The 19455-nt window shown below is 43.6% G+C and carries 21 protein-coding genes; 14 read left to right on the top strand and 7 right to left on the bottom strand.

Annotation, left to right across the window (positions count from 1 at the left end; translation table 11 throughout):
• The coding region (locus O9332_RS09570; RefSeq protein ID WP_288025131.1) for an RNA-guided endonuclease TnpB family protein at positions 1-372 on the top strand (372 nt) is incomplete at its 5' end.
• A gap of 97 nt (positions 373-469) precedes the next feature.
• Positions 470-2041, top strand: coding sequence for a Na+/H+ antiporter (locus O9332_RS09575; RefSeq protein ID WP_287693636.1), 1572 nt, complete (start codon positions 470-472; stop codon positions 2039-2041).
• Positions 2042-2157: 116 nt separating this feature from the next.
• Here O9332_RS09575 and O9332_RS09580 read toward each other — a convergent pair whose 3' ends face one another.
• Complete coding sequence (locus O9332_RS09580) at positions 2158-2946, bottom strand: choice-of-anchor K domain-containing protein (protein ID WP_008200115.1); 789 nt, start codon at positions 2944-2946, stop codon at positions 2158-2160.
• Positions 2947-3344: 398 nt separating this feature from the next.
• Between O9332_RS09580 and O9332_RS09585 the strand changes: the two genes are divergently transcribed.
• From O9332_RS09585 to O9332_RS09595, 3 genes are read left to right on the top strand one after another with little or no spacing between them, the layout of a single operon-like run.
• Complete coding sequence (locus tag O9332_RS09585) at positions 3345-3518, top strand: hypothetical protein (RefSeq protein WP_002735110.1); 174 nt, start codon at positions 3345-3347, stop codon at positions 3516-3518.
• Position 3519: 1 nt separating this feature from the next.
• Positions 3520-3735, top strand: a complete 216-nt coding sequence (locus O9332_RS09590; RefSeq protein ID WP_002758272.1) for a PIN domain-containing protein — start codon at positions 3520-3522, stop codon at positions 3733-3735.
• On the top strand, positions 3722-3934 hold the full coding sequence (locus O9332_RS09595) for a hypothetical protein (protein ID WP_002758270.1): 213 nt from the start codon (positions 3722-3724) through the stop codon (positions 3932-3934). The genes O9332_RS09590 and O9332_RS09595 overlap by 14 nt, the downstream gene beginning before the upstream one ends.
• Positions 3935-4098: 164 nt before the next feature.
• Here the strand turns inward: O9332_RS09595 and O9332_RS09600 are convergent, their stop codons facing one another.
• On the bottom strand, positions 4099-4614 hold the full coding sequence (locus O9332_RS09600) for a single-stranded DNA-binding protein (RefSeq protein WP_002758269.1): 516 nt from the start codon (positions 4612-4614) through the stop codon (positions 4099-4101).
• A gap of 85 nt (positions 4615-4699) precedes the next feature.
• Here O9332_RS09600 and O9332_RS09605 point away from each other — a divergent pair, with 85 nt between their 5' ends.
• Positions 4700-5695 (top strand): amino acid ABC transporter permease, encoded by a 996-nt coding sequence (locus O9332_RS09605; protein WP_002758268.1) that lies wholly within the window; start codon positions 4700-4702, stop codon positions 5693-5695.
• On the opposite strand, the gene O9332_RS09610 is transcribed toward O9332_RS09605, so the two are convergent.
• Positions 5653-5970: a hypothetical protein gene (locus O9332_RS09610; protein WP_288025138.1), complete on the bottom strand. Its 318-nt coding sequence runs from the start codon at positions 5968-5970 to the stop codon at positions 5653-5655. The two genes, O9332_RS09605 and O9332_RS09610, sit on opposite strands and share 43 nt — an antisense overlap.
• A 90-nt stretch (positions 5971-6060) precedes the next feature.
• On the opposite strand from O9332_RS09610, the gene O9332_RS09615 reads away from it, so the two are divergent.
• From O9332_RS09615 to O9332_RS09630, 4 genes are all read left to right on the top strand, one after another.
• Positions 6061-6438 carry a hypothetical protein gene (locus tag O9332_RS09615; protein ID WP_002737069.1) on the top strand — a complete coding sequence of 126 codons (378 nt, stop codon included), beginning with the start codon at positions 6061-6063 and terminating at the stop codon, positions 6436-6438.
• Positions 6439-6722: 284 nt separating this feature from the next.
• Complete coding sequence (locus tag O9332_RS09620; protein ID WP_043998978.1) at positions 6723-7583, top strand: shikimate dehydrogenase; 861 nt, start codon at positions 6723-6725, stop codon at positions 7581-7583.
• Between the two features lie 29 nt (positions 7584-7612).
• Positions 7613-8656: an AI-2E family transporter gene (locus O9332_RS09625; RefSeq protein ID WP_002758265.1), complete on the top strand. Its 1044-nt coding sequence runs from the start codon at positions 7613-7615 to the stop codon at positions 8654-8656.
• 222 nt (positions 8657-8878) lie between these two features.
• Positions 8879-9865, top strand: a complete 987-nt coding sequence (locus tag O9332_RS09630) for a DMT family transporter (protein ID WP_002758263.1) — start codon at positions 8879-8881, stop codon at positions 9863-9865.
• Here the strand turns inward: O9332_RS09630 and O9332_RS09635 are convergent.
• On the bottom strand, positions 9842-11071 hold the full coding sequence (locus O9332_RS09635; RefSeq protein ID WP_002758262.1) for a class I SAM-dependent methyltransferase: 1230 nt from the start codon (positions 11069-11071) through the stop codon (positions 9842-9844). The two genes, O9332_RS09630 and O9332_RS09635, sit on opposite strands and share 24 nt — an antisense overlap.
• Before the next feature lie 137 nt (positions 11072-11208).
• Here O9332_RS09635 and O9332_RS09640 point away from each other — a divergent pair, with 137 nt between their 5' ends.
• From O9332_RS09640 to O9332_RS09650, 3 genes are all read left to right on the top strand, one after another.
• Positions 11209-12078 (top strand): MBL fold metallo-hydrolase, encoded by an 870-nt coding sequence (locus O9332_RS09640; protein WP_002758261.1) that lies wholly within the window; start codon positions 11209-11211, stop codon positions 12076-12078.
• Between the two features lie 126 nt (positions 12079-12204).
• A complete protein-coding gene (gene ubiE, locus O9332_RS09645) occupies positions 12205-12903 on the top strand; it encodes a bifunctional demethylmenaquinone methyltransferase/2-methoxy-6-polyprenyl-1,4-benzoquinol methylase UbiE (RefSeq protein WP_002758259.1) in 699 nt (232 codons plus the stop codon).
• 35 nt (positions 12904-12938) lie between these two features.
• The gene (locus O9332_RS09650) at positions 12939-14177 is read left to right on the top strand and encodes a DUF445 domain-containing protein (protein ID WP_002758258.1); all 1239 of its coding nucleotides are present in this window, start codon (positions 12939-12941) and stop codon (positions 14175-14177) included.
• A 183-nt stretch (positions 14178-14360) separates the two neighbouring features.
• Here the strand turns inward: O9332_RS09650 and O9332_RS09655 are convergent, their stop codons facing one another.
• Positions 14361-15065, bottom strand: coding sequence for an LmeA family phospholipid-binding protein (locus tag O9332_RS09655; protein WP_288025145.1), 705 nt, complete (start codon positions 15063-15065; stop codon positions 14361-14363).
• A 150-nt stretch (positions 15066-15215) separates the two neighbouring features.
• Complete coding sequence (locus O9332_RS09660) at positions 15216-16022, bottom strand: TPM domain-containing protein (protein ID WP_002775882.1); 807 nt, start codon at positions 16020-16022, stop codon at positions 15216-15218.
• A gap of 536 nt (positions 16023-16558) precedes the next feature.
• Here O9332_RS09660 and O9332_RS09665 point away from each other — a divergent pair.
• A complete protein-coding gene (locus tag O9332_RS09665; RefSeq protein ID WP_288025148.1) occupies positions 16559-18700 on the top strand; it encodes a COR domain-containing protein in 2142 nt (713 codons plus the stop codon).
• A gap of 500 nt (positions 18701-19200) precedes the next feature.
• Here O9332_RS09665 and O9332_RS09670 read toward each other — a convergent pair.
• Positions 19201-19455, bottom strand: a 255-nt coding sequence (locus O9332_RS09670; RefSeq protein WP_288025151.1) for a transposase, incomplete at its 5' end; no start/stop codon positions are given.

Genomic DNA, 19455 nt, shown 5'->3' on the forward strand with positions numbered 1-19455 from the left:
AAGAATATGGTCAAAAACCCGAAATTATCTCAGGCAATATCTGATGTAAGCTGGGGAGAAATCACCCGACAATTAGCCTATAAATGCCGTTGGTATGGGAGAAATTACATCGAAATAGATAGATGGTTTCCTAGTTCTAAAAGGTGTAGTAATTGCGGGTATATTGCTGAGAAAATGCCGTTAAATGTTCGAGAATGGGACTGTCCAGACTGTGGGACTCACCATGACCGAGATGTTAACGCCAGTAAAAATATTTTGGCCGCAGGGCTTGCGGTGTCAGTCTGTGGAGCGACCATAAGACCAGAACAGAGTAAATCTGTGAAGGCAGGTGCGAAAAATCCTTCGGGAAAGAAGCAGAAACCTAAATCGTGAGGTTTGGGAATCGCCGTCCGTTTTACGGCGGCGAGGATGTCAAATAATTTAGATTGTTCTTTTCTTGCACGTCCGCTCACCGATTGCCTCCCACCCAATGAGTTTAGAATCCGCTACCGATGAAGTCATTAAGCAAAATTTAGAACAATTTCTAATTGTTTTGTCCGTTTCCCTGAGTGTGGCTACGGTTTCGAGGATTTTTAGCTGGTTTCGCCAAATTCCTTACACCCTATTGTTAGTGATAGTCGGTTTAGGTTTAGCTTTTATCGATATCCGTCTGGTGAACCTATCCCCCGAACTGATTCTAGAAATTTTTCTGCCCCCTTTGCTATTTGAAGCCGCTTGGAATACACGCTGGCGAGATCTGAAGGATAATTGGATTCCCGTCAGTCTTTTCGCTATTGTCGGCGTAATTATCTCGATTTTCGGGGTTGGTTTTACCCTAGATGAATTGACCAATTTACCCCTATTTACGGCATTATTAGTGGGTGCGAGCCTTTCTTCTACGGATCCCGTCGCTGTTGTCGCTCTTTTTCGCGAATTAGGGGCCAGTAAAAACCTCACCGTGCTTTTGGAAGGGGAAAGCTTATTTAATGATGGGGTCGCTGTCGTCGCTTTCGCTCTTTTGGTGGAAATTCCCCTCGGTGCTAGTGGTCTATCCTTAGAGACAACCATTAGCCGGATTGCGGCTTTTATCGGTATCGGGGTGGCAGTGGGTTGTTTAGTGGGTTTTGGTATTTCCTATCTGACTCAACGTCTCGATTTACCCCTAGTGGAACAGTCTTTAACTCTTGTGTCCGCCTACGGTGCTTATTTATTAACCGAGGAGTTCGGGGGTTCGGGGGTAATCGGAGTGGTGACTACGGGGATTATTTTAGGTAATTTTGGCTCTAGAATTAGTATGAGTCCCCGTACCCGCCTATTAGTCACGCAATTCTGGGAGTTTCTCGCTTTTTTTGTCAATTCGATCGTTTTTCTCCTCATCGGCGATCAGATCCGTCTCTCCAGTTTAGCCGATAATCTCAATTTAATTTTTATCACGATCGCTGCCGTGGTAGCGGCCCGTTTTCTGGCTACCTTTGCTTTGGCAACTGTTAGTAATGCCTTGATGGAAACTAAAATTAATTGGCGGGAAAAAACGGTTTTATGGTGGGGAGGTTTGCGCGGTTCCGTTTCTATTGCCCTAGCTTTAAGTGTGCCGGTTATTTTTCCCAATCGTCAGGATATCATCGATATCGTCTTCGGAGTTGTTCTCTTTACCCTTTTGGTTCAGGGATTAACTATTCAAACTTTCCTATCGAGATTAGACTTGATCGGTGATCAACCAATTCGAGAAAACTATGCGGAACTTTTAGCCCGACGGGTAGCTTTAAAAAGAGTTTTAGACTATCTTTCTAAGTTAGATAAATCTCCCGATGTTGCCCCCGAATTCTTTAGTTATGAGCAGCATCTTGTCAAAGAAAAGTTAAAGACCGTAGAAGCGGAAATACAATCTCTCAACGATAGTTATCCCCAATTACAGCTATTGACAATGGAACAACTTCGGGAAACCCTCCTAGATATCGAAGCTGATACCTACGCTGAATTTATTCGAGCCGGCCGTTTAACTAGCAATTTATCCCCCGTCCTCCAAGAAATTCTCGCTGAAAGTAAAATTAGTGAACAGTAGGACTATTTTGGGGTATATACACTCAATCTCAATTCTCCTAACGATCAACGACTGGGTTTTATGACAAAAACCCCTCCAATTAATGAAGGGGTTTTTGTGGGGTTTTATGGGGGATTTTAGGAGACTTTTGTAGTTTCTTTTTCGGTGGATTGGGAGGGTTTTAGTTTGCGCTTGAGGGTGGAAGCTGCGCCCACAATACTAATCGCAAGTAAGCCAGCTATATTTCCAGATTCAGGAACGGAAACAGCAGGAGCAGTCGGAATAGGATCGATGGTTGGATCAACAAAACCCCCTGATATAGCATTCCCAAAACCTGCCAACTGAAGTGAACCAAATCTTCCTAAAACTTCCACAGTACCAGTGGAATTTTCATAAATACGAAAGCTTCCTAACTCTGGTCTATTAGGAAAATATAATATATCAGCTGCTTGTTCAGGAGTTGCGAGAACCAACACTCCATCGACCACAAAACCATTGGCGGTCATATCTAATCCGATCTGTTCAGTCAAAATCTGATTAAAATTAAATGGAGTGGTAGTGGACGAACTACTAGAAACTGCTAGTTCTGAGGTGTGAAGTCCAATCCAACCAATTCCATTTTTATAGCTAAGTGTTCCTAAGACAAAAGTTTGTCCAACTTGAACATTCTCAAAAGATGTTCCATCGAATTTAAAAAAGCTGGGAGCGGAATCGGGAAGACTAAAATCAAGTTGATTAGTACCAATTCCATTGACATCTGTATAGGGAAAAGGACTGGCGAAGCTATTAAAAACACCGTTTGTCACTCCAGAACCTACGGGTTGGCTATTTGCTGGTAAATTGCTCCAAGCAAGAAAAGAAGGGAGCAGAAATAAAAGCTGCTTAAAAATGGTCTGCTTGATAGAATATTGCTTTGCGACACTCATGTAATTTACACACTCCGTTAATGGCGACACTCCGTTGAGGACAACTTGAAGCCAGCATACACACTCCCCCCCCACAACTGTATCCTAAGCTACAATTTAATAAATCTTTATATTCTTCTCCCTAGCTTAGGGATTCATAGGGGAAAGAGTCTCAGGTATTTTCCCCTGTTTTACTGCTTCTCAGGCGACCTATCGCCTTCCGTGAGGGATTGTGGCGCAGTGTGTCAGATTCGGTCATAGGGTTCAAAATTTCGCTAACATTGTTAAGTAGCTGGTTATAATTAAATTAAAAATGGATTTTAGGTTCGATCCCCCCTGCCCCCCTTGATAAGGGGGGTGCCGATAGGCGGGGGGATCTGATGATTTTTAACGCCTACCTACTTAGGTGATTATTTATTATGACTATGTCGAGAGAGGAACAATTAAAGCTCCTTGGTCAGATGAAAGATTCTGATATAGATTATTCAGATATAGCTGCTACTGATGCCGAATTTTGGCAAGAAGCTACTGTAGAAGCTGCCCGTTGGATGGTATCGAGGGAAACGCCCATCGCCAGTAGGGGCAATTCATGAATTGCCCCTACTCCGTACCTCCCAACTGGGTTTTAAGTTTTATGATGCCTTACATCTGGCTTTTGCTGAAGCGGGGGGCGCTGATATTTTCCTGACCACCGATGACAGGCTGCTGCGAAAAGCTCAACAATATAGAGATTCAATTAACGTAACGGTAGAGAATCCCGTGATTTGGTTGATGGCGACTTTACAGGAGGATGGCAATGAAATTAGCTGAACTGAGAAAACAAGGATATCAAGCTTTAGTTGACTCTTTAGGGGTGGTGGGAATGCTCCGCTTCCTGCAACAATTGGAAGTCGGCCATGGAGATTACACCGCCGAGCGACACCAGTGGTTAGATGAACTGACCCTCGCCGATTTTCAGAGCTACGTTCAACAAAAGAAAAGTATCAATGGTGGGGAGTTAGGGGGTTAGAAGGCAAGAACTGGCTCTTCTGGTTTCTGTGTGGAAACGAGGTCTATACTGATAGAATATCCGTCAAAATAGTGCTTAAAGTCTTGCCGGATAAGCATTCCACGATTCCATAAGCAAAAACTATCAGACAAAATCGAGAAGAGCCATTAATTCTGTCGGGGTAATTAGAAAGGAATATCGTCTAAATTTTCCTCCACCGATGTGTCGCTAGGTTGCCAAGCGGAAGGATTAGAAAGTTCATAGGATGCGTCATATTCAAAATCCCCGGTGGAGACAGGTGCGACGGGTTTTTCCACCGGGGTTTTATTCGATTTGTGGGTATTGATTGGCACGACTTTTTCTGGAGTCGGGGCTGCCATTTCACCGCTACTCACGCTGCCGTCAAGATGATAGAGATGACTAATGACTAATTCGGCCCGTTTTTCCTTAAAACCTTCGGGACGATCGATCGTCTGCATCGAGAGACGACCTTCCAAAATTACTTGATCGCCTTCATTATAGTTCTGAGCGACTTCTGAGGCCAAATTTCCCCAAGCTACGGCCCTTAAATTAGTCGGGGTTGCCTCGGCACGATTGGCAGAAAACTCGACTAACATTTGAGCGTAGGGAGTTTGATTATCTTGGGTATAACGTAATTCGGGACGACGGACAATTTTAGCCATTAAAATGCAACTGTTCATGGTCGAAAATTAGTCTGAATTTTTCTAATAGCACCATTGTACTGAAAAAGTACAAGGATCACCACTGTAGAGGTTAGGGAATTTTATGGGACTCTGGTTAAGAAAAAATCTCTTTAACACTTGGTACAACGTCATCTTAACCCTTGCGGGTCTATTTCTCAGCCTCTGGGGTGGTTTAAGTTTTCTCGATTGGGCGATAAATCAGGCAAAATGGGCTGTAGTGACGGAAAATATCGGTTTATTTGTGGTCGGTCGTTATCCAGAACAGTCAATATGGAGAATTTGGCTGATTTTAACGATACTTGCGGCTTTATCACTGTTTTCTTGGCAATTAAACCGGGGTCGCTTCCCCAATTGCCCCGCTTTTCTCCAACGCTGGTGGGGATTGCTCTGGTTATTGACTTTACCTTTAATCGCTTGGTTGCTATTGGGGGGATTATTTTTAAAGGCAATTCCCCTCGATGATCTCAGTGGTTTAATCTTAACTTTATTAGTAGCGATCGCCAGTATGATTTTATCTTTCCCCTTGGGGGTATTATTAGCCCTGGGGAGACAGAGTGAATTACCGGCAATTCGTTGGCTATCTATTGGTTATATCGAATTATTGCGCGGTTTACCTTTGTTGGGAATTTTATTCATGGCTCAGGTGATGTTACCTTTAATTTTACCCGCCGGGACCAGACCGGAACGGGTAATCAGAGCGATCGCCGGATTTACCCTTTTTGCAGCAGCCTATCTGGCCGAAAATGTCCGCGGTGGTTTACAAGCGATTCCCAAGGGTCAAATTGAAGCGGCCAAAGCTTTGGGTTTAAAACCGATTTTCGTTTTATTATTGATCGTTCTACCCCAAGCTTTAAAAGCGGTCATTCCTGCTATTGTTGGTCAATTTATCAGTTTATTTAAGGATACTTCCCTACTGGCGATCGTGGGACTGGTGGACCTCTTGGGTATGGCAGGATCGGTTTTGGCTAATCCGAAATTTATCGGCGATTATCCAGAAGTTTATCTATTTTTGGCGTTTATTTACTGGATTTTCTGTTATTCTATGTCCCTAGCCAGTCGTAGGTTAGAACAGCGTTGATTGGGGTGATGGGGTGATGGGGTGTGGGGTGTAGGGTGTAGGGTGTAGGGTGTAGGGTGTAGGGTGTAGGGTGTAGGGTGTGGGGTGTAGGGTGTGGGGATAATAAATAAAAATAATCTCCTGACTCCTGAATACTGACTCCTGAATACTGACTCCTGAATACTGACTCCTGAATACTGACTCCTGTCTCCTGTCTCCTGACTCCTGTCTCCTGACTCCTGACGACCGGCTACTGATGACCGGCTACTAACCCCACCAACAGACTTATTCAGCACACCCTACCTGGCTTTTTGTCATAAATATTGATATGATTTAACAATCAGCAGCAATTTATGGTAAATATATTTATTTAGGAGAGCGAGAAAATGGCTGGATTCTTTGGCCTGTTTGGCAATAAGACGAAATACGTCGATGAACCGATGGATATGAGCGCACCGGAACCGAAAGAGGCTTTTTACTTGGAACCCGATGACGCTAAAACTCTCGGTGATATCGACTTTATGCGGACACCGATCACGATCCGACGTACTTTCCCGAAAACTGCCTCGAATAAAAAGGGTGGCGAATCGATTAAACAGATTTCTTCTATGGAAGTCAGCAAAGTCACCGATAACGGTATTGTGGCAAAATCGGCTACTTCCGAGGCTAATAGTAAGGCTAACGCTGCTAATGATAACGTTCGTCGCGCTAACGATGACAATATCAATCCTTTCCTGAAAATGGCCCGCGAAATCAAGAAATAGTATAGGGTTTGCTGAATAAATCTAAAAACCTTGTTGGGTAAAACTTTTAGACCTTTTGGCCATCAAAAAGTAATGGATCTGGGAGTTATCGGGGGAAAAATCCCTGGACTTTTTCCCTGAAAATTAGGTAATTGACCCCCTCAAAATCGGTAAAACCCTACACCCCACACCCCACACCCTACACCCTGCCCCCAGGAAAAACTTTTTCAGCAAACCCTAGTATAGTAAGGTGAGCATTGGCCACCCTTGATATCAAACTTTGGTGGGGAAAGCCCACCTTTTTTATGACCATTATTAACGGAAAAACCAAGTTATTAGGCGTAATCGGCGATCCCATCGGCCATACTCTTTCTCCCCCCATGCACAATGCCGCTATCGATGCCTTGGGGCTAAATTATGTCTATCTTCCCCTACCTATCGCCCCGGAAAATTTAGCAACTGCGATCGCTGGTTTGTCCGCCATCGATCTACAGGGTTTTAGCGTCACAATTCCCCATAAATTAGCAATTATTCCCTTATTATCGCAAATTACCGAGAAAGCAAGGCTAGTGGGCGCAGTTAACACCGTCTGGCGCACGGAAACCGGCTGGCAGGGAACGAATACCGATGTGGATGGCTTTCTCGCACCCTTGAAATCCCTTGACAAAGATTGGAGTCAGGTGAATCCAGTTATTTTAGGCAATGGCGGCGCGGCCCGGGCGGTGGTGGTGGCTTGCGCCCAGTTGGGCTGTGGCGAAATTCATGTGGTAGGACGCAATCAAAAGAAATTAGATCCTTTTAAAGAAAGTTGGGCGAATACAAGCCTCTATGACCTCCTAGAAGTGCATGGCTGGGACGAATTAGAGGGGCTGGTATCCACCACAGAACTCCTGATTAATTCTACCCCGATCGGAATGTCCCCCCAGGGCGAACAATCCCCTGTTGAGTTAGAATTATTAGACCTTTTACCCCCATCGGCGATCGCCTACGATCTAATTTATAATCCCCGGCCGACCAAATTTCTCCGGTTGGCCCGGACTAGAGGGATAAGAATTATTGATGGGTTAGAAATGTTAGTTAATCAGGGAGCGATCGCACTAGAAATCTGGTTAGGTCAACCCGTCCCCGTCTCGGTCATGCGGGAAGCTTTGTTAAAACAATTCTAAATGCTAAAATCCTATTTCTAGCTTTATTTATGCCCCCTTCTAGCTCCTTTTGGAAAACTCTGAATAACTCGATTCTAGTGCGCTATCTATTATTATTTGGCTGTGGCTGGAGTCTAATTATCTTAATTAACTATTTCTACGGGATGATCGCTATTTTTACTGGTTCGGCAGTCCTGGCCGCTCTATTAAATTATCCCGTGGTTTGGTTATCCCGTTATCTACCGAGAGGACTAGCCATTGCTATTACCACCCTAGTAGCTTTTATCCTCCTATTTAGATTAGTCACAGGCATAGGATTAGAAGCGGTTAATCAGGGGAGAGGACTACTATTCAATCTTACCGATGCCCTTAGTCAAAAAGATTTTTTACCCTTTCAAGACTTTCTTGATCGATTAGATTTAAATAAAATGGTGGGAAGCTTACAAACCGGTTTAGCCACGGGTTTATCGCTCGTACAGGGAGTTTTTTCCAGTGTCTTTACGGGCATTTTCGGGGCGGTGATCAGTGTTTATATGCTCATCGACGGTGATAAACTCTGGCGAGGTTTTTTGCAACTTCTCCCCATAGCATACCGGGAGCGTTTTGCCAAGTCTTTTCGACAAAGTTTTCTGGGATTTATTCGCGGGCAACTGTTGTTAATGCTCTTTTTATCGGTGACGAGTTTCTTAAGTTTTTCCCTATTAGGAATCAAATATGGGCTAATTTTAGCGAGCATTCTCGGTGTTATCGATGCTATCCCTGGTATCGGGGCAACCCTGGGCATTTTGTTGGTAACTATCTTGACTTTTACCTCCCAGGGACTAGCAATTGCCGTTAAAGCTTTTATTGTCTGTGTTGTCTTGGTGCAAATTCAAGATAATATTATTCGCCCTAAAGTTATGGGCAATGCCCTAGAATTAAACCCGGTAATTTTATTTTTATCTCTCTTTATCGGCGAAAGAGTTGCGGGATTATTAGGGGTTTTTCTATCCATTCCTATCGCCGGAATGATTGCGATCTGGATCGGATCGAGCGAAGAAAAACCAATAACAGCTTTAGAGGAAAATCAGTTAGGAGAAAGTCAAGAGAATTAAGAGCCGATCCCCAGTTTCTACTATACAATTAGGGAAATTTGTTATCTACAAAACTCGATCGCTAAGTAGGTAGGCGTTAAAAGTTATCAGATCCCCCCGCCTATCGGCACCCCCCTTATCAAGGGGGGATTAAGGGGGGATCGGCACCCCCCTTATCAAGGGGGGCAGGGGGGATCGAACCTAAAATCCATTTTTAATTTAATTATAACCAGCTACTTACCTATGGAAAACCTAGATTTAAAGAAATCCTCGCCCCTCTTATTTATCTCACCGTTTTTTCTCTGGGGAACAGCGATGGTAGCGATGAAGGGTGTTATCCCCCATACTACCCCCCTATTTATGGCGGGAATTCGCCTTGTCCCCGCCGGAATGTTAGTTTTAATAGTAGCTTGGTTTTTAGGTCGTCCTCAGCCCAAAACCCTGCAAGCGTGGCTATGGATTGCCCTTTTTGCTCTGATGGATGCCACTCTTTTTCAAGGTTTTCTGGCATTGGGATTAAATCGCACCGGGGCAGGGTTAGGATCGGTAATTATTGACTCCCAACCCCTAGCGGTGGCTTTAATGTCCAGTTGGCTATTTAAAGAAGTTATCGGTGTCTGGGGTTGGTTGGGATTGGGTTTAGGGATTGGGGGAATTAGTTTAATTGGCTTGCCCGATCAATGGTTTTATGACTTTTTTGGACAAAAAGGGTTAAATATTGACTTTAGCTGGCAGGAATTACTAAATAGCGGCGAAATGCTCATGCTTTTGGCTTCCCTATCCATGGCGGTGGGAACAGTCTTAATCCGGTTTGTCTGTCGTCATGCGGATCCCGTCAGCGCCACGGGATGGCACATGATTTTAGGAGGATTGCCGCTATTTTTAGCTTCAGGTTTCACCGAATCCCATCAATGGCAAAATATCGATTTAAATGGTTGGTTAGCTTTAAGTTATGCCACGATTTTTGGTAGTGCGATCGCATACGGAATATTCTTTTATTTAGCCGCCAAGGGCAATTTAACCAGTTTAAGTTCTTTAACTTTTTTAACTCCGGTTTTTGCCCTCACTTTCGGGAATTTATTCCTCGGTGAGATGTTAAGTGTATTGCAATGGGTGGGGGTATCTTTAACCCTCGTTAGTATTTATTTAATCAATCAAAGGGAAAGAATCGCCCCACAATTGCGGGCAATTTTTGCTAATCTTTCCTCACTTATACCCAAAAGCAACTAACTCAAATTCCGTGCGAATTACCTCGACTCTGGCAAAATTTGCTTCTTGTAATTTTTGGTTGAGATTTTGAGAAGTAAAACCTGTTTTATGAGCCATATAGGGCATTCCGGGGACTTCTGTTCCCATGCCGTAAAACATCCATAAAGCCCGCACGGGACCACCGGGAGAAATATATAAAGGTTCATTTTCCATATCGCCTCTAGCGACAAATTCGGCGGCAGTTTGCATATCGGGAACTACGATCATTAAAAAGCCTTCGGGTTTAAGAATGCGTTTAAATTCCTCTAGGGCGATGGGAACTTCGTAATGATAAATATGTTCTAGATTATGACTAGAAAAAACCGCATCGACGGAGTTATCGGGAACGGCACTTAAATCGGTAATAGTTCCTAAAATATCTGGGTTAACAGCAGTATTGATATCGAGGCGAATTTCTTGCCAATTGCCATCGCGGAATAGTTGGGGTAAAGCTTCGGGATTATAGGGACCACAACCCACATTTAAAACCAGTTTTTTCGGGGATTTTAGCGCTGTTATCCCTGGGGGAGCATTCCAAGCTAATAAACAAATATTTTTCAAACCAAGCAAACCGTGATTAGCGACTTGATCATCTAAAATTATCTGGGCTTGGGGATGGGTTTTAGTAAAATCTTTTATTGCCTGTTGGAGAGCGGGATGCTGACATTTATTGATGATAATTAAAGCGGAATCAGACCAGAAGTTTTTGGCTAAAAGCAAGGAGATAAAGAGAGAGCGATAGTCTTCGGCGGCATCGTAGTAATAAACTCCCAGCTTTTCTTCACTGTTTAATTCTTCCAGATCATCGAAAAAGTTTTCCGTTTCTTGATCGCTTAAAAATATTTGTTCTGATAGTTGAAAATCCTCCAAATCCTGGGATAATATAGTTAGTTTTTCTCCCGATGGATCGTATTTAAAAAAAGCTTCTACGCCATAACCGTAGCGATCGCTATTATCGCAGAAAGCGGCGACTAAACTACCGCGACGAAAACAACCCACTTGACAGTAAACCTCGTCCGGTTGCAGACAGGCAACGGCGAGATTGAGCAGGGGAAAGAGATTGCGATCGGGATAGGAGGCGGTTTTTTCGCTTAAAAGGGTTAATTGCTCGGAAATAGGCGACATTAAAGCCGATCCCCAATCCTGATACTGTTGAGGCAATTGTTCTAAGAATTTCTGTAAATCCATGCTCTTGCTTTCCCGAAAACTATAATCCTTTTCCACTATCGTAAATCATCGTGCTTGTCATCAGGTCACAGACTTAATTGTGGAAGAGTGCTAATCTGATCTATTAGCCCATCAGTACCAGTAGAGAAACTTCTGATATGCTCTACAACTGCTTCCAGATCAAATTTTGGGGAGTAAGGGGGAGTATTCCCTGTCCAGGTTCGGAAACCGTTCGTTATGGTGGTAATACTTCCTGTGTAGAGATGCAAGTCGGTAGAGAAAGATTAATTTTTGACGGTGGTACGGGGTTACGCCTACTAGGACAGTCTTTGATGGCAGAAAGTCCAGCGAAAGCCCATTTATTTTTCAGCCACTCCCATTGGGATCATATTCAGGGTTTTCCTTTTTTTATCCCTGCTTTTATCCGGGGCAATACTTTTAAAATCTACGCAGTTCCCTCCCCCAACGGAGCAACCATCAAGCAAACATTACACGATCAGATGTTACATCCTAATTTTCCCGTGCCTTTGCAGATTATGCGGGCCGATTTAGAATTTTATAATCTAGAAATGGGCGAAACCCTCCACTGTGGGGATGTCACCGTCGAAACCCGTCCTTTAAATCATCCAGGAGAAGCGGTGGGTTATCGGGTAAATTGGCAGGGTTTATCGGCAGCCTATATTACCGATACCGAACATTTTCCCGATCGCCTTGATGATAACGTTTTGGCTTTGGCATGGCAAGCGGATGTGATGATTATTGATGCTACCTACACCGATGAGGAATACAACGATCCTAAGTATTCTAAGGTGGGTTGGGGTCATTCCACTTGGCAGCAGGCAGTCAAAATCGCTCAAGCAGCGCAAGTTAAGCAGTTAGTTCTATTTCATCACGATCCGGCCCATAATGACGATTTTCTCGATCGCATTGGGGAAGAGGCAAGAAAGATTTTCCCTGAAACTATTCTCGCCCGGGAAGGCCTCTCGATCGAATTGCGGCCGGGAGATGATCAGATAGATGAAGTGTAATCTAAGTCACTGTTCCCCACCATGAAGATAACTGCTGTAGATGCTCAACAGCTTATCTCCGTGAGCGCAGATAGGATAGAATGGTATAACTTCATCTGGGATTTTCTCTGATGCCATATTATAAAAATGTCCAATCAATCCTCACCTAACTCCACAGAAATACAAGCAATTTTTGATCAGATCGCTCCCGAATATGACCGCCTTAATCAAGAATTAAGTTTAGGATTACACCGTATCTGGAAATTAATGACAGTCAAGTGGTGTCAACCCGAAAAAGGAGATTTTGCCCTCGATATCTGTTGTGGTAGCGGCGACCTGACTAACCTATTATCAAAACAAGTGGGTAAAACGGGCAAAGTGATCGGACTAGATTTTTCCCCACAACAATTAAAAATCGCCCGTCAACGTTTTAGTGCCACTAATATTAACTGGATGGAAGGGGATGCCCTTAATTTACCCTTTGCCGATTCTAGCTTTGATTGTGCCACTATTGGCTATGGATTACGCAATGTGGTGGATACTGCCCAATGTTTGGGGGAATTATACCGAGTCCTCAAACCGGGTGCTAAAGCGGCGATTCTTGACTTCCATCAACCCACCGAAACCATCGCCAAACTATTCCAAAACTGGTATCTCGATCATATCGTCGTTCCGGCTGCCGAGCGTTACGGTTTAACTGACCAGTACGCTTATATTAGTCCCAGTATCGATCGCTTTCCCCGGGGCCCAGAACAGGTAAAATTAGGCTATCAGTCGGGATTTTCCGGCGCTGTTCACTATCCACTCCTAGCAGGACTGATGGGAGTGTTAGTCTTGAAGAAATAACTCACTCACATTTCCGTTTATTTTTTGCTGCTAAATTGAATCTCCCTACTCTTTGGACATGGATCTTACCGCCGATCGCGGGGGCAATTATTGGCTATTTTACGAACGATGTAGCCATAAAAATGCTATTTCGTCCCTACAAGGCGATTTATATCGGTAAGCGTCCTCTTCCCTTCACTCCGGGGTTAATTCCTCGCAATCAAGATCGATTAGCTGTTCGGGTATCGGATACGATCATGGGTTCCCTGTTAACCCCCGAGGAACTACAAAAACTGGCTAAACGACTCCTCGACACCGAAAGGGTACAGGGGGCGATACTCTGGCTGTTACAATTAGCTTTAAAACAAATAAAAGGCGATCGGCAAGCAAAAACAGCCGAGATTTTGGCGGCGATTCTTCATGATTTATTCGGGGAATCTTTAGCGAGATTACTAAAAGTTTTAGCCCGACGGCAGGACTTTTTAGAAAAACAGATCAATCAAATTTTTGATCGCCTAGTCTTAGAATTTTCTCTCAGTGAACAACAGGCGCGACAATTCTCCGATTGGCTATTAGAAACCGTCCTACCTGCTGATGTTATCCGTCTAGCTTTGATCGATTTTTTAACCGATCGCAATATTCAAGTTATCGATGAAGGATTTCGGGAAAAAACCAGTGGAACCTATTGGGTAGTAGCCAATTTATTCGGTTTACGCAATGCCCTGGCCCGCTTACGCACTTTTTGCCTTGATGAAAAGGATTTAGCTAATACCAGAATCAAAGAATTATTACTATCTTTAGAGATGCGTAATCGTCTGAAAAACTGGTTACAAGGTATCTCTTTGCAAAATTTACCTATCTCCACCGTCAGACAATTGCGTAAAACCACTAGAGACACGGTGCGAATTTATATTCAAGAAAGTGGCGAACAATTTCTGCAAGATTTTGGACAAACGATCGACTGGGATCAAATCGCTAATTTAATTATTAATCGTCTGCAATCCTCGGTGTCAATGACTACATCATTAGGGGTAATTAGTCAAGAGTTAGCGTTAATTTTAGAGCGTTATCTAGAGGAAGATTTAGAGAAATTAGTCGCCCAAATTATCCCGATTCTCAACATCGATCAGGTAATCCGCGATCGGGTAAATGCCACTTCCCCTGCTGATCTGGAAAATGCTATTCAAGGAATTGTTAAACAGGAATTACAGGGAATTGTTAATCTTGGTGGTATTCTCGGTCTTCTAGTTGGACTAATACAAACAATTATTTTAATTGCACAGAATCCGGGGTAATAATTAGGGTCTGCTGAAAAAGTTTGTTGGTGGGGGCAGGGTGTGGGGTGTGGGGTGTAGGGTGTGGGGTGTGAATTTTCCCCGTGAAAAAGCCTTAATCTAACAAGGTTTTTAGATTTATTCAGCAAGCCCTAATTAGGTGGGTTAAACTAAGTTAACCCACCGGAATCATCCCGTTTATTTTTAAGGTAAAATCAAAAAACTTCCCTGACAGAAAAGAGTTTTATCGTCGAGAATAAAAGATTTAATCTCCACATCTTTGCCTAAATCGACGGTAAAAGGTTGCAAATCAATAGATAAATCTGGGGCTAAACCTTGCCATTGTCGGGGACTAATCCCTAAAGTGCGGGCATCTTTTAAGGTAATATCAGCAGTAAAAATTACTTCTGCACCTGTTTCTCTATGGCCGAGAAGAGAGAAATAGCCCTGATTTAGAAGAACATTTTTCCAGTTAAAACGCTGTTGTGAGATAATTTCTCTGGCGTTAACAATTCCGTTATTTTCTAGGGAAAAAATTAGTAAATCGGCAAAAGCATTAACTAAAATAGTCGAGGCGATCGAATTATTTAAATCCTGCTCGTTAATTTCCACCTCACCGCTAACCCGAATAGGTTCCAAAATTTTTAGGGGTTTCCCTCGCAAAACCTGCCCAATATTAAGACGAATATTTTCCCCTCTTAATTGCGCTTTACCTAAATGTAAACCTTGATAAATCGCTCTTCCTACGGCTAAAAATACCCCGGGGATATAACCGCGCAAAATTTGCCGATCATGACCGTGCAGCTGCATTTCTAAATCTTCTATCTGTTCTACTTGCGTTCTTAAGAACAGACGTACTGCTGGCGGCAAAACCTTACTAATAATCTCACTTTGAGTATTGACCCACATAAACGTTATCTCACTCACTCCACAATTTTTCCAATTGTAACAGAGCTAGATCGATCGAACCATGAGGGGCTGCCGTCAGGTATCAGTTATAGGTGAAAACTTCGCTACTTTCTGTTTACTGATTACTGATCACTGAAAAGCCGCTAATTTTTAGGTTTTTGAGGCGTTGAGGGAATTAAAACGAGGGGAAAGATAGGCGACTAAAACCCCGAGGGCAAACCCGATTAAATTGCGGAAAAGGGGCAGTAATTCACTGGTGCGAGTAACCACCGGTCCGATGCCAAAAGCAACAAAGAGGATAAACCAGAGGGGAGAGACAATTAAAACCCATTGCCAAGCGAAAACCTGTCCTTCTTTGCGAGGAATACCGGCAAAACCGAAGACTAAACCGCCGACAATTGAGGTAATTAAAGTTAAAATCCACTGTTCCTTCGGTAAACCGGGGACCACCGCACAACCACCTTTAACTAAACAGCCTTTTACCGTGTCCAAGGATTGTACGATCGCGTTATTTTCGCCATTTTCCCGGACAAAATACATATTACCGAAACGGGCCTGTAATTCGATCCAAAAAGTGCGGGGTAAAAATTCATAGACGGCATCACCAATACTAAAAGATAGTAGATTACCGCCGCGACCATCGGCCACTAGGAGAATACTTTTATCATCCAATCCCCAGAAATTAATCACTGCCCGGCCGGGGCTGCGGTCATATTGGGTTAAAACTCGCATTTTCCAGCCGGTTTCCCCTTGAAATGTCTCGATATCTCGGATTAATGCCTCTTCCTGTTTTGCGGGTAGATAATTGGCTAAATCAACGATCGGAGTGGCTTGATTGGGCAGTAATTCGGGATTATTCACCGCTAGAGCTTGATCCGGGCAGATAATCCAACCCAGACAGCTAATGACACCAATTACAAGAGCGATCGAGATTCCTCGGCAAAAACGATTGAGCATAGCACTTCTAGACAATGAGAATTTTTTCAGCAAGGGTGTAGGCTAACTTTCAGTTTCTTTACACTTATTTACTTTATCTTAAGGGAATTCTCAACTTTAGTCACCCAGTTAGGGACTTGCGCTTTGATAATGTACCTTTTGGGCGAACGCAGTTCGCCCCTACATTAATGTACCTTTTGGGCGAACGCAGTTCGCCCCTACATTGTGGACAAAATCCGTTACTGTAGGGGCGCAAGGAACTTGCGCCCTCCGATCGCCCAGGTTTGCTGATCACCCTAAGTAGGGGGAGAGCCTTTGAGAGTCCCCGCAGCTAAGGGACTTGCGCTTTGATAATATGCCATCTGGCCGGCCTGATTCTTCTACAGAGCGATTTTCTGGCTAGGATATTATTCCCACGCAAGTCCCTTATCGGTCATCAGATGCGAGTTTTCAGTTCACTCTCCAGAAACTCAACTCAAGCTGATGAGGTCTCAACCAGTTGTATTAACTGGATCTTTTGCCAAAATGGAGTAAATATAGTAGCGGGGGGATGGTCAATGACAGCACAGGAAGTATTAGAGTTAATTCAACAGGCAAAGGACGAAAGAGCGGGGAAGTTGGATCTGTCTGGCGGAAACTTAACAGAAATTCCCCCCGAAATCGCTCAACTCACCTCCCTGCAAATCCTCTTTCTCAACAATAACCAAATCAGCGAGATACCAGAAGCGCTCGCTCACCTAGTCAACCTGAAGCGATTAGTCCTCGAAAATAACCCGATTACCAACGTTCCCCCGGAAATTATTCGTCAGGGATGGGGTAAAACAATATCGAGTGATGGCAATCCGCAGGCGATTTTTAGTTATCTCAAGAATAAAGCCAAACGCCCTCTTAATGAGCTTAAAGTTTTATTGGTGGGGGAGGGGGATGTGGGGAAAACTTCCCTGTTAAAGCGGTTACTGCACGATACCTTTAATTCCGAAGAACCCAAGACCCCCGGCATTAATCTTGAAAAGTGGCAACTGCCCCAAAAACCTGATATTCGCCTCAATCTCTGGGATTTTGGCGGTCAGAAAGTGATGCAAACCACCCATCAGTTTTTTCTGACTAAACGCAGTCTTTATCTGCTTGTCCTCGACAACCGCAAAAACGAACAGCAAAACCGTCTGGAATACTGGTTAAAACTCATTGAAACCTACGGAGGCAATTCTCCCGTAATTATCGTGGGTAATTGTGCCGATGAACATCCCCCCCAAGTTAAGATCCGCACCCTCCGGAAAAAATATCCCCAAATCACCAAGCTAATCGCCACTTCCTGTAAAACCGGTGTGGGAATCGAGCAACTTGTGCAGGAAATCGCCTCTCAAATCGATGCTATTCCCCATATCAAAGATTTATTGCCTAATAGTTGGTTTGAGATCAAAACTCAACTAGAAGCGATGCAAAAGAGTTATGACTTTATTTCCTACGAAAAGTATCAGGAAATGTGTCAGACAGCCGAGATTAAAGAGGCCAGCGATCAAAAAAGTTTAGTGCAGTTTCTCCACGATCTCGGTATTGTCCTCAACTACCAAGATGATCCGCGACTGAATGAAACCAATGTCCTGAACCCGGAATGGGTAACTAGCGGTGTTTATGATATTCTCAATAATCACGATTTGATGGTGCAAAAAAAAGGCATTCTTTCACTGCCAGATCTGCCAAATATTCTCAAACAACCCCAACGTTATCCCGAAAATAAACGCCGATTTTTGATGGATTTGATGGGAAAATTTGAACTCTGTTTTCCCCTTGATGGTTACAGTCCCGATCGCTATCTAATCACCGATCTTCTACCCATCGATGAACCGGATGTGGATAGCTACGAAAACGCACCTTTACACTTCCAGTACCGTTATGATATCCTGCCCGGTAGCATTATTTCCCGCTTTATCGTCCGTAATCACCAGATGATCTATAAAACCATGCGTTGGCGTAGTGGTGTGGTTCTGACAATGGATCTTAATAAAGCTTTGGTGCGTGCCGACGAGGAAGATAACTACATCAGCATAAAAGCCCAGGGTTCCCGTGCTAGTGCGCTTTTAGCTATTATTAAGACAGATTTTCAGAAAATTCACGCTACTATCCCTAATTTAGCCGTACAGGAAAAGTTAGTGATTCGAGAATTGCAAGGGGAAAAACCCACCGGGGTAGAAGTTCCCGTCGATTATCTCTATCTGATAGAACTCGATCGCCAAGGCAGCGTGGAGGCAATTCTCCCCGGTTTGCGCGGCAAATATAATATCCGCGATATCTTAGAAGGGGTGGAATCTAAGACAGAAAGAGCAAGAGATCTCGATATAAGGGAGGAACGTGGCCGCAAAAGCCGAGAAAATCGCCCTATGAGTCCCAAAACGCCAGAAACTCCCAATCTCCTGAAACCTAGTCTCGCTTTGTTGCTGGTTTTAGCTGTGGTTGCTTGTATAGTTGCGGTGATTGCCCATTTTGTGCCAGATTCAAAGCATATTACCAGCGTTTTGACAATTATTTTTATCTTTGCTTTTATTGTCTTTGTGTTATTGCTCTTGACGGGTAAAATCAATCAAACGACCTTTAATCAGCTTTTTGAAGTTTTGTCGCGATTTATCCCTACTTTTAAAGGACAAGAACCCAAAACCAACAACGATGACACCCCCCAAGAAACCCCCAAATCGGAGCAGTAAAGATTTGCTTACCACAGAAAGGTAACTTAGGCGAAAAAGTTTACAAATATTTAGGGTTTGCTGAATAAATCTAAAAACCTTGTTGGATAAGGCTTTTAGACTTTTTTTCCCTCAAAAAGTGCCTACCATTGGAGTGATCGGGGGGAAAATTCCTGGACTTTTTCCCTGAAAATTAGGTAGTTGACCACCTGAAAATCGCTAAAACCCCACACCCTACACCCTACACCCCACACCCTACCCCCACGAAAAACTTTTTCAGCAGACCCTATTTATGGTTTGCTGAAAAAGTACGGGCGAAGCATTCGGTTAGAAAATCTCCGGTTTCACCGACCAAAATCGATGTCCTTTCTTGATAATGTGTCTTTCTGCTACTAACATTATTATTCGTTGTCTTTTAACTCAGCGTCGGGTTTTGAAGGGTTGTCATCCGTTGTGATAATTGTACCAGAAGGCAATTGATAGCCTGTTAAATTCGGCTCTTCGTTACTCTTTATGCTAAATCAACAGACAAGATGCCAAGACAACATACTTCTAACCCAAAAATTCCGAAAGTTTCTCAAGCCACAGCCTCTCCGTTTTATTAGTTTAAGTTTATTGTTGATTCCCTCCACCACCCCATTCGTTGTCCTTCGCTCGAAATAACTAATTATTTCTCCAAACCAGTTTCGGATTGTTTGACAACTCTTGGTAAAAACACTGGAGGATTTTGCCAACCATTCCGAGATGGATAGCATTCCCTCTGTCGGATTCTCTGA

The sequence above is a fragment of the Microcystis sp. LE19-10.1B genome, from assembly GCF_027530565.1.
Classification (GTDB): domain Bacteria; phylum Cyanobacteriota; class Cyanobacteriia; order Cyanobacteriales; family Microcystaceae; genus Microcystis; species Microcystis aeruginosa.

Bases quoted from the DNA above. Each gene is read 5' to 3' on its own strand.
- O9332_RS09575 (WP_287693636.1), top strand. From the start codon at position 470: ATGAGTTTAGAATCCGCTACCGATGAAGTCATTAAGCAAAATTTAGAA.
- O9332_RS09580 (WP_008200115.1), bottom strand. From the start codon at position 2,946: ATGAGTGTCGCAAAGCAATATTCTATCAAGCAGACCATTTTTAAGCAG.
- O9332_RS09585 (WP_002735110.1), top strand. From the start codon at position 3,345: ATGACTATGTCGAGAGAGGAACAATTAAAGCTCCTTGGTCAGATGAAA.
- O9332_RS09595 (WP_002758270.1), top strand. From the start codon at position 3,722: ATGAAATTAGCTGAACTGAGAAAACAAGGATATCAAGCTTTAGTTGAC.
- O9332_RS09600 (WP_002758269.1), bottom strand. From the start codon at position 4,614: ATGAACAGTTGCATTTTAATGGCTAAAATTGTCCGTCGTCCCGAATTA.
- O9332_RS09605 (WP_002758268.1), top strand. From the start codon at position 4,700: ATGGGACTCTGGTTAAGAAAAAATCTCTTTAACACTTGGTACAACGTC.
- O9332_RS09615 (WP_002737069.1), top strand. From the start codon at position 6,061: ATGGCTGGATTCTTTGGCCTGTTTGGCAATAAGACGAAATACGTCGAT.
- O9332_RS09620 (WP_043998978.1), top strand. From the start codon at position 6,723: ATGACCATTATTAACGGAAAAACCAAGTTATTAGGCGTAATCGGCGAT.
- O9332_RS09625 (WP_002758265.1), top strand. From the start codon at position 7,613: ATGCCCCCTTCTAGCTCCTTTTGGAAAACTCTGAATAACTCGATTCTA.
- O9332_RS09630 (WP_002758263.1), top strand. From the start codon at position 8,879: ATGGAAAACCTAGATTTAAAGAAATCCTCGCCCCTCTTATTTATCTCA.
- O9332_RS09635 (WP_002758262.1), bottom strand. From the start codon at position 11,071: ATGGATTTACAGAAATTCTTAGAACAATTGCCTCAACAGTATCAGGAT.
- O9332_RS09640 (WP_002758261.1), top strand. From the start codon at position 11,209: ATGCTCTACAACTGCTTCCAGATCAAATTTTGGGGAGTAAGGGGGAGT.
- ubiE (WP_002758259.1), top strand. From the start codon at position 12,205: ATGTCCAATCAATCCTCACCTAACTCCACAGAAATACAAGCAATTTTT.
- O9332_RS09655 (WP_288025145.1), bottom strand. From the start codon at position 15,065: ATGTGGGTCAATACTCAAAGTGAGATTATTAGTAAGGTTTTGCCGCCA.
- O9332_RS09660 (WP_002775882.1), bottom strand. From the start codon at position 16,022: ATGCTCAATCGTTTTTGCCGAGGAATCTCGATCGCTCTTGTAATTGGT.
- O9332_RS09665 (WP_288025148.1), top strand. From the start codon at position 16,559: ATGACAGCACAGGAAGTATTAGAGTTAATTCAACAGGCAAAGGACGAA.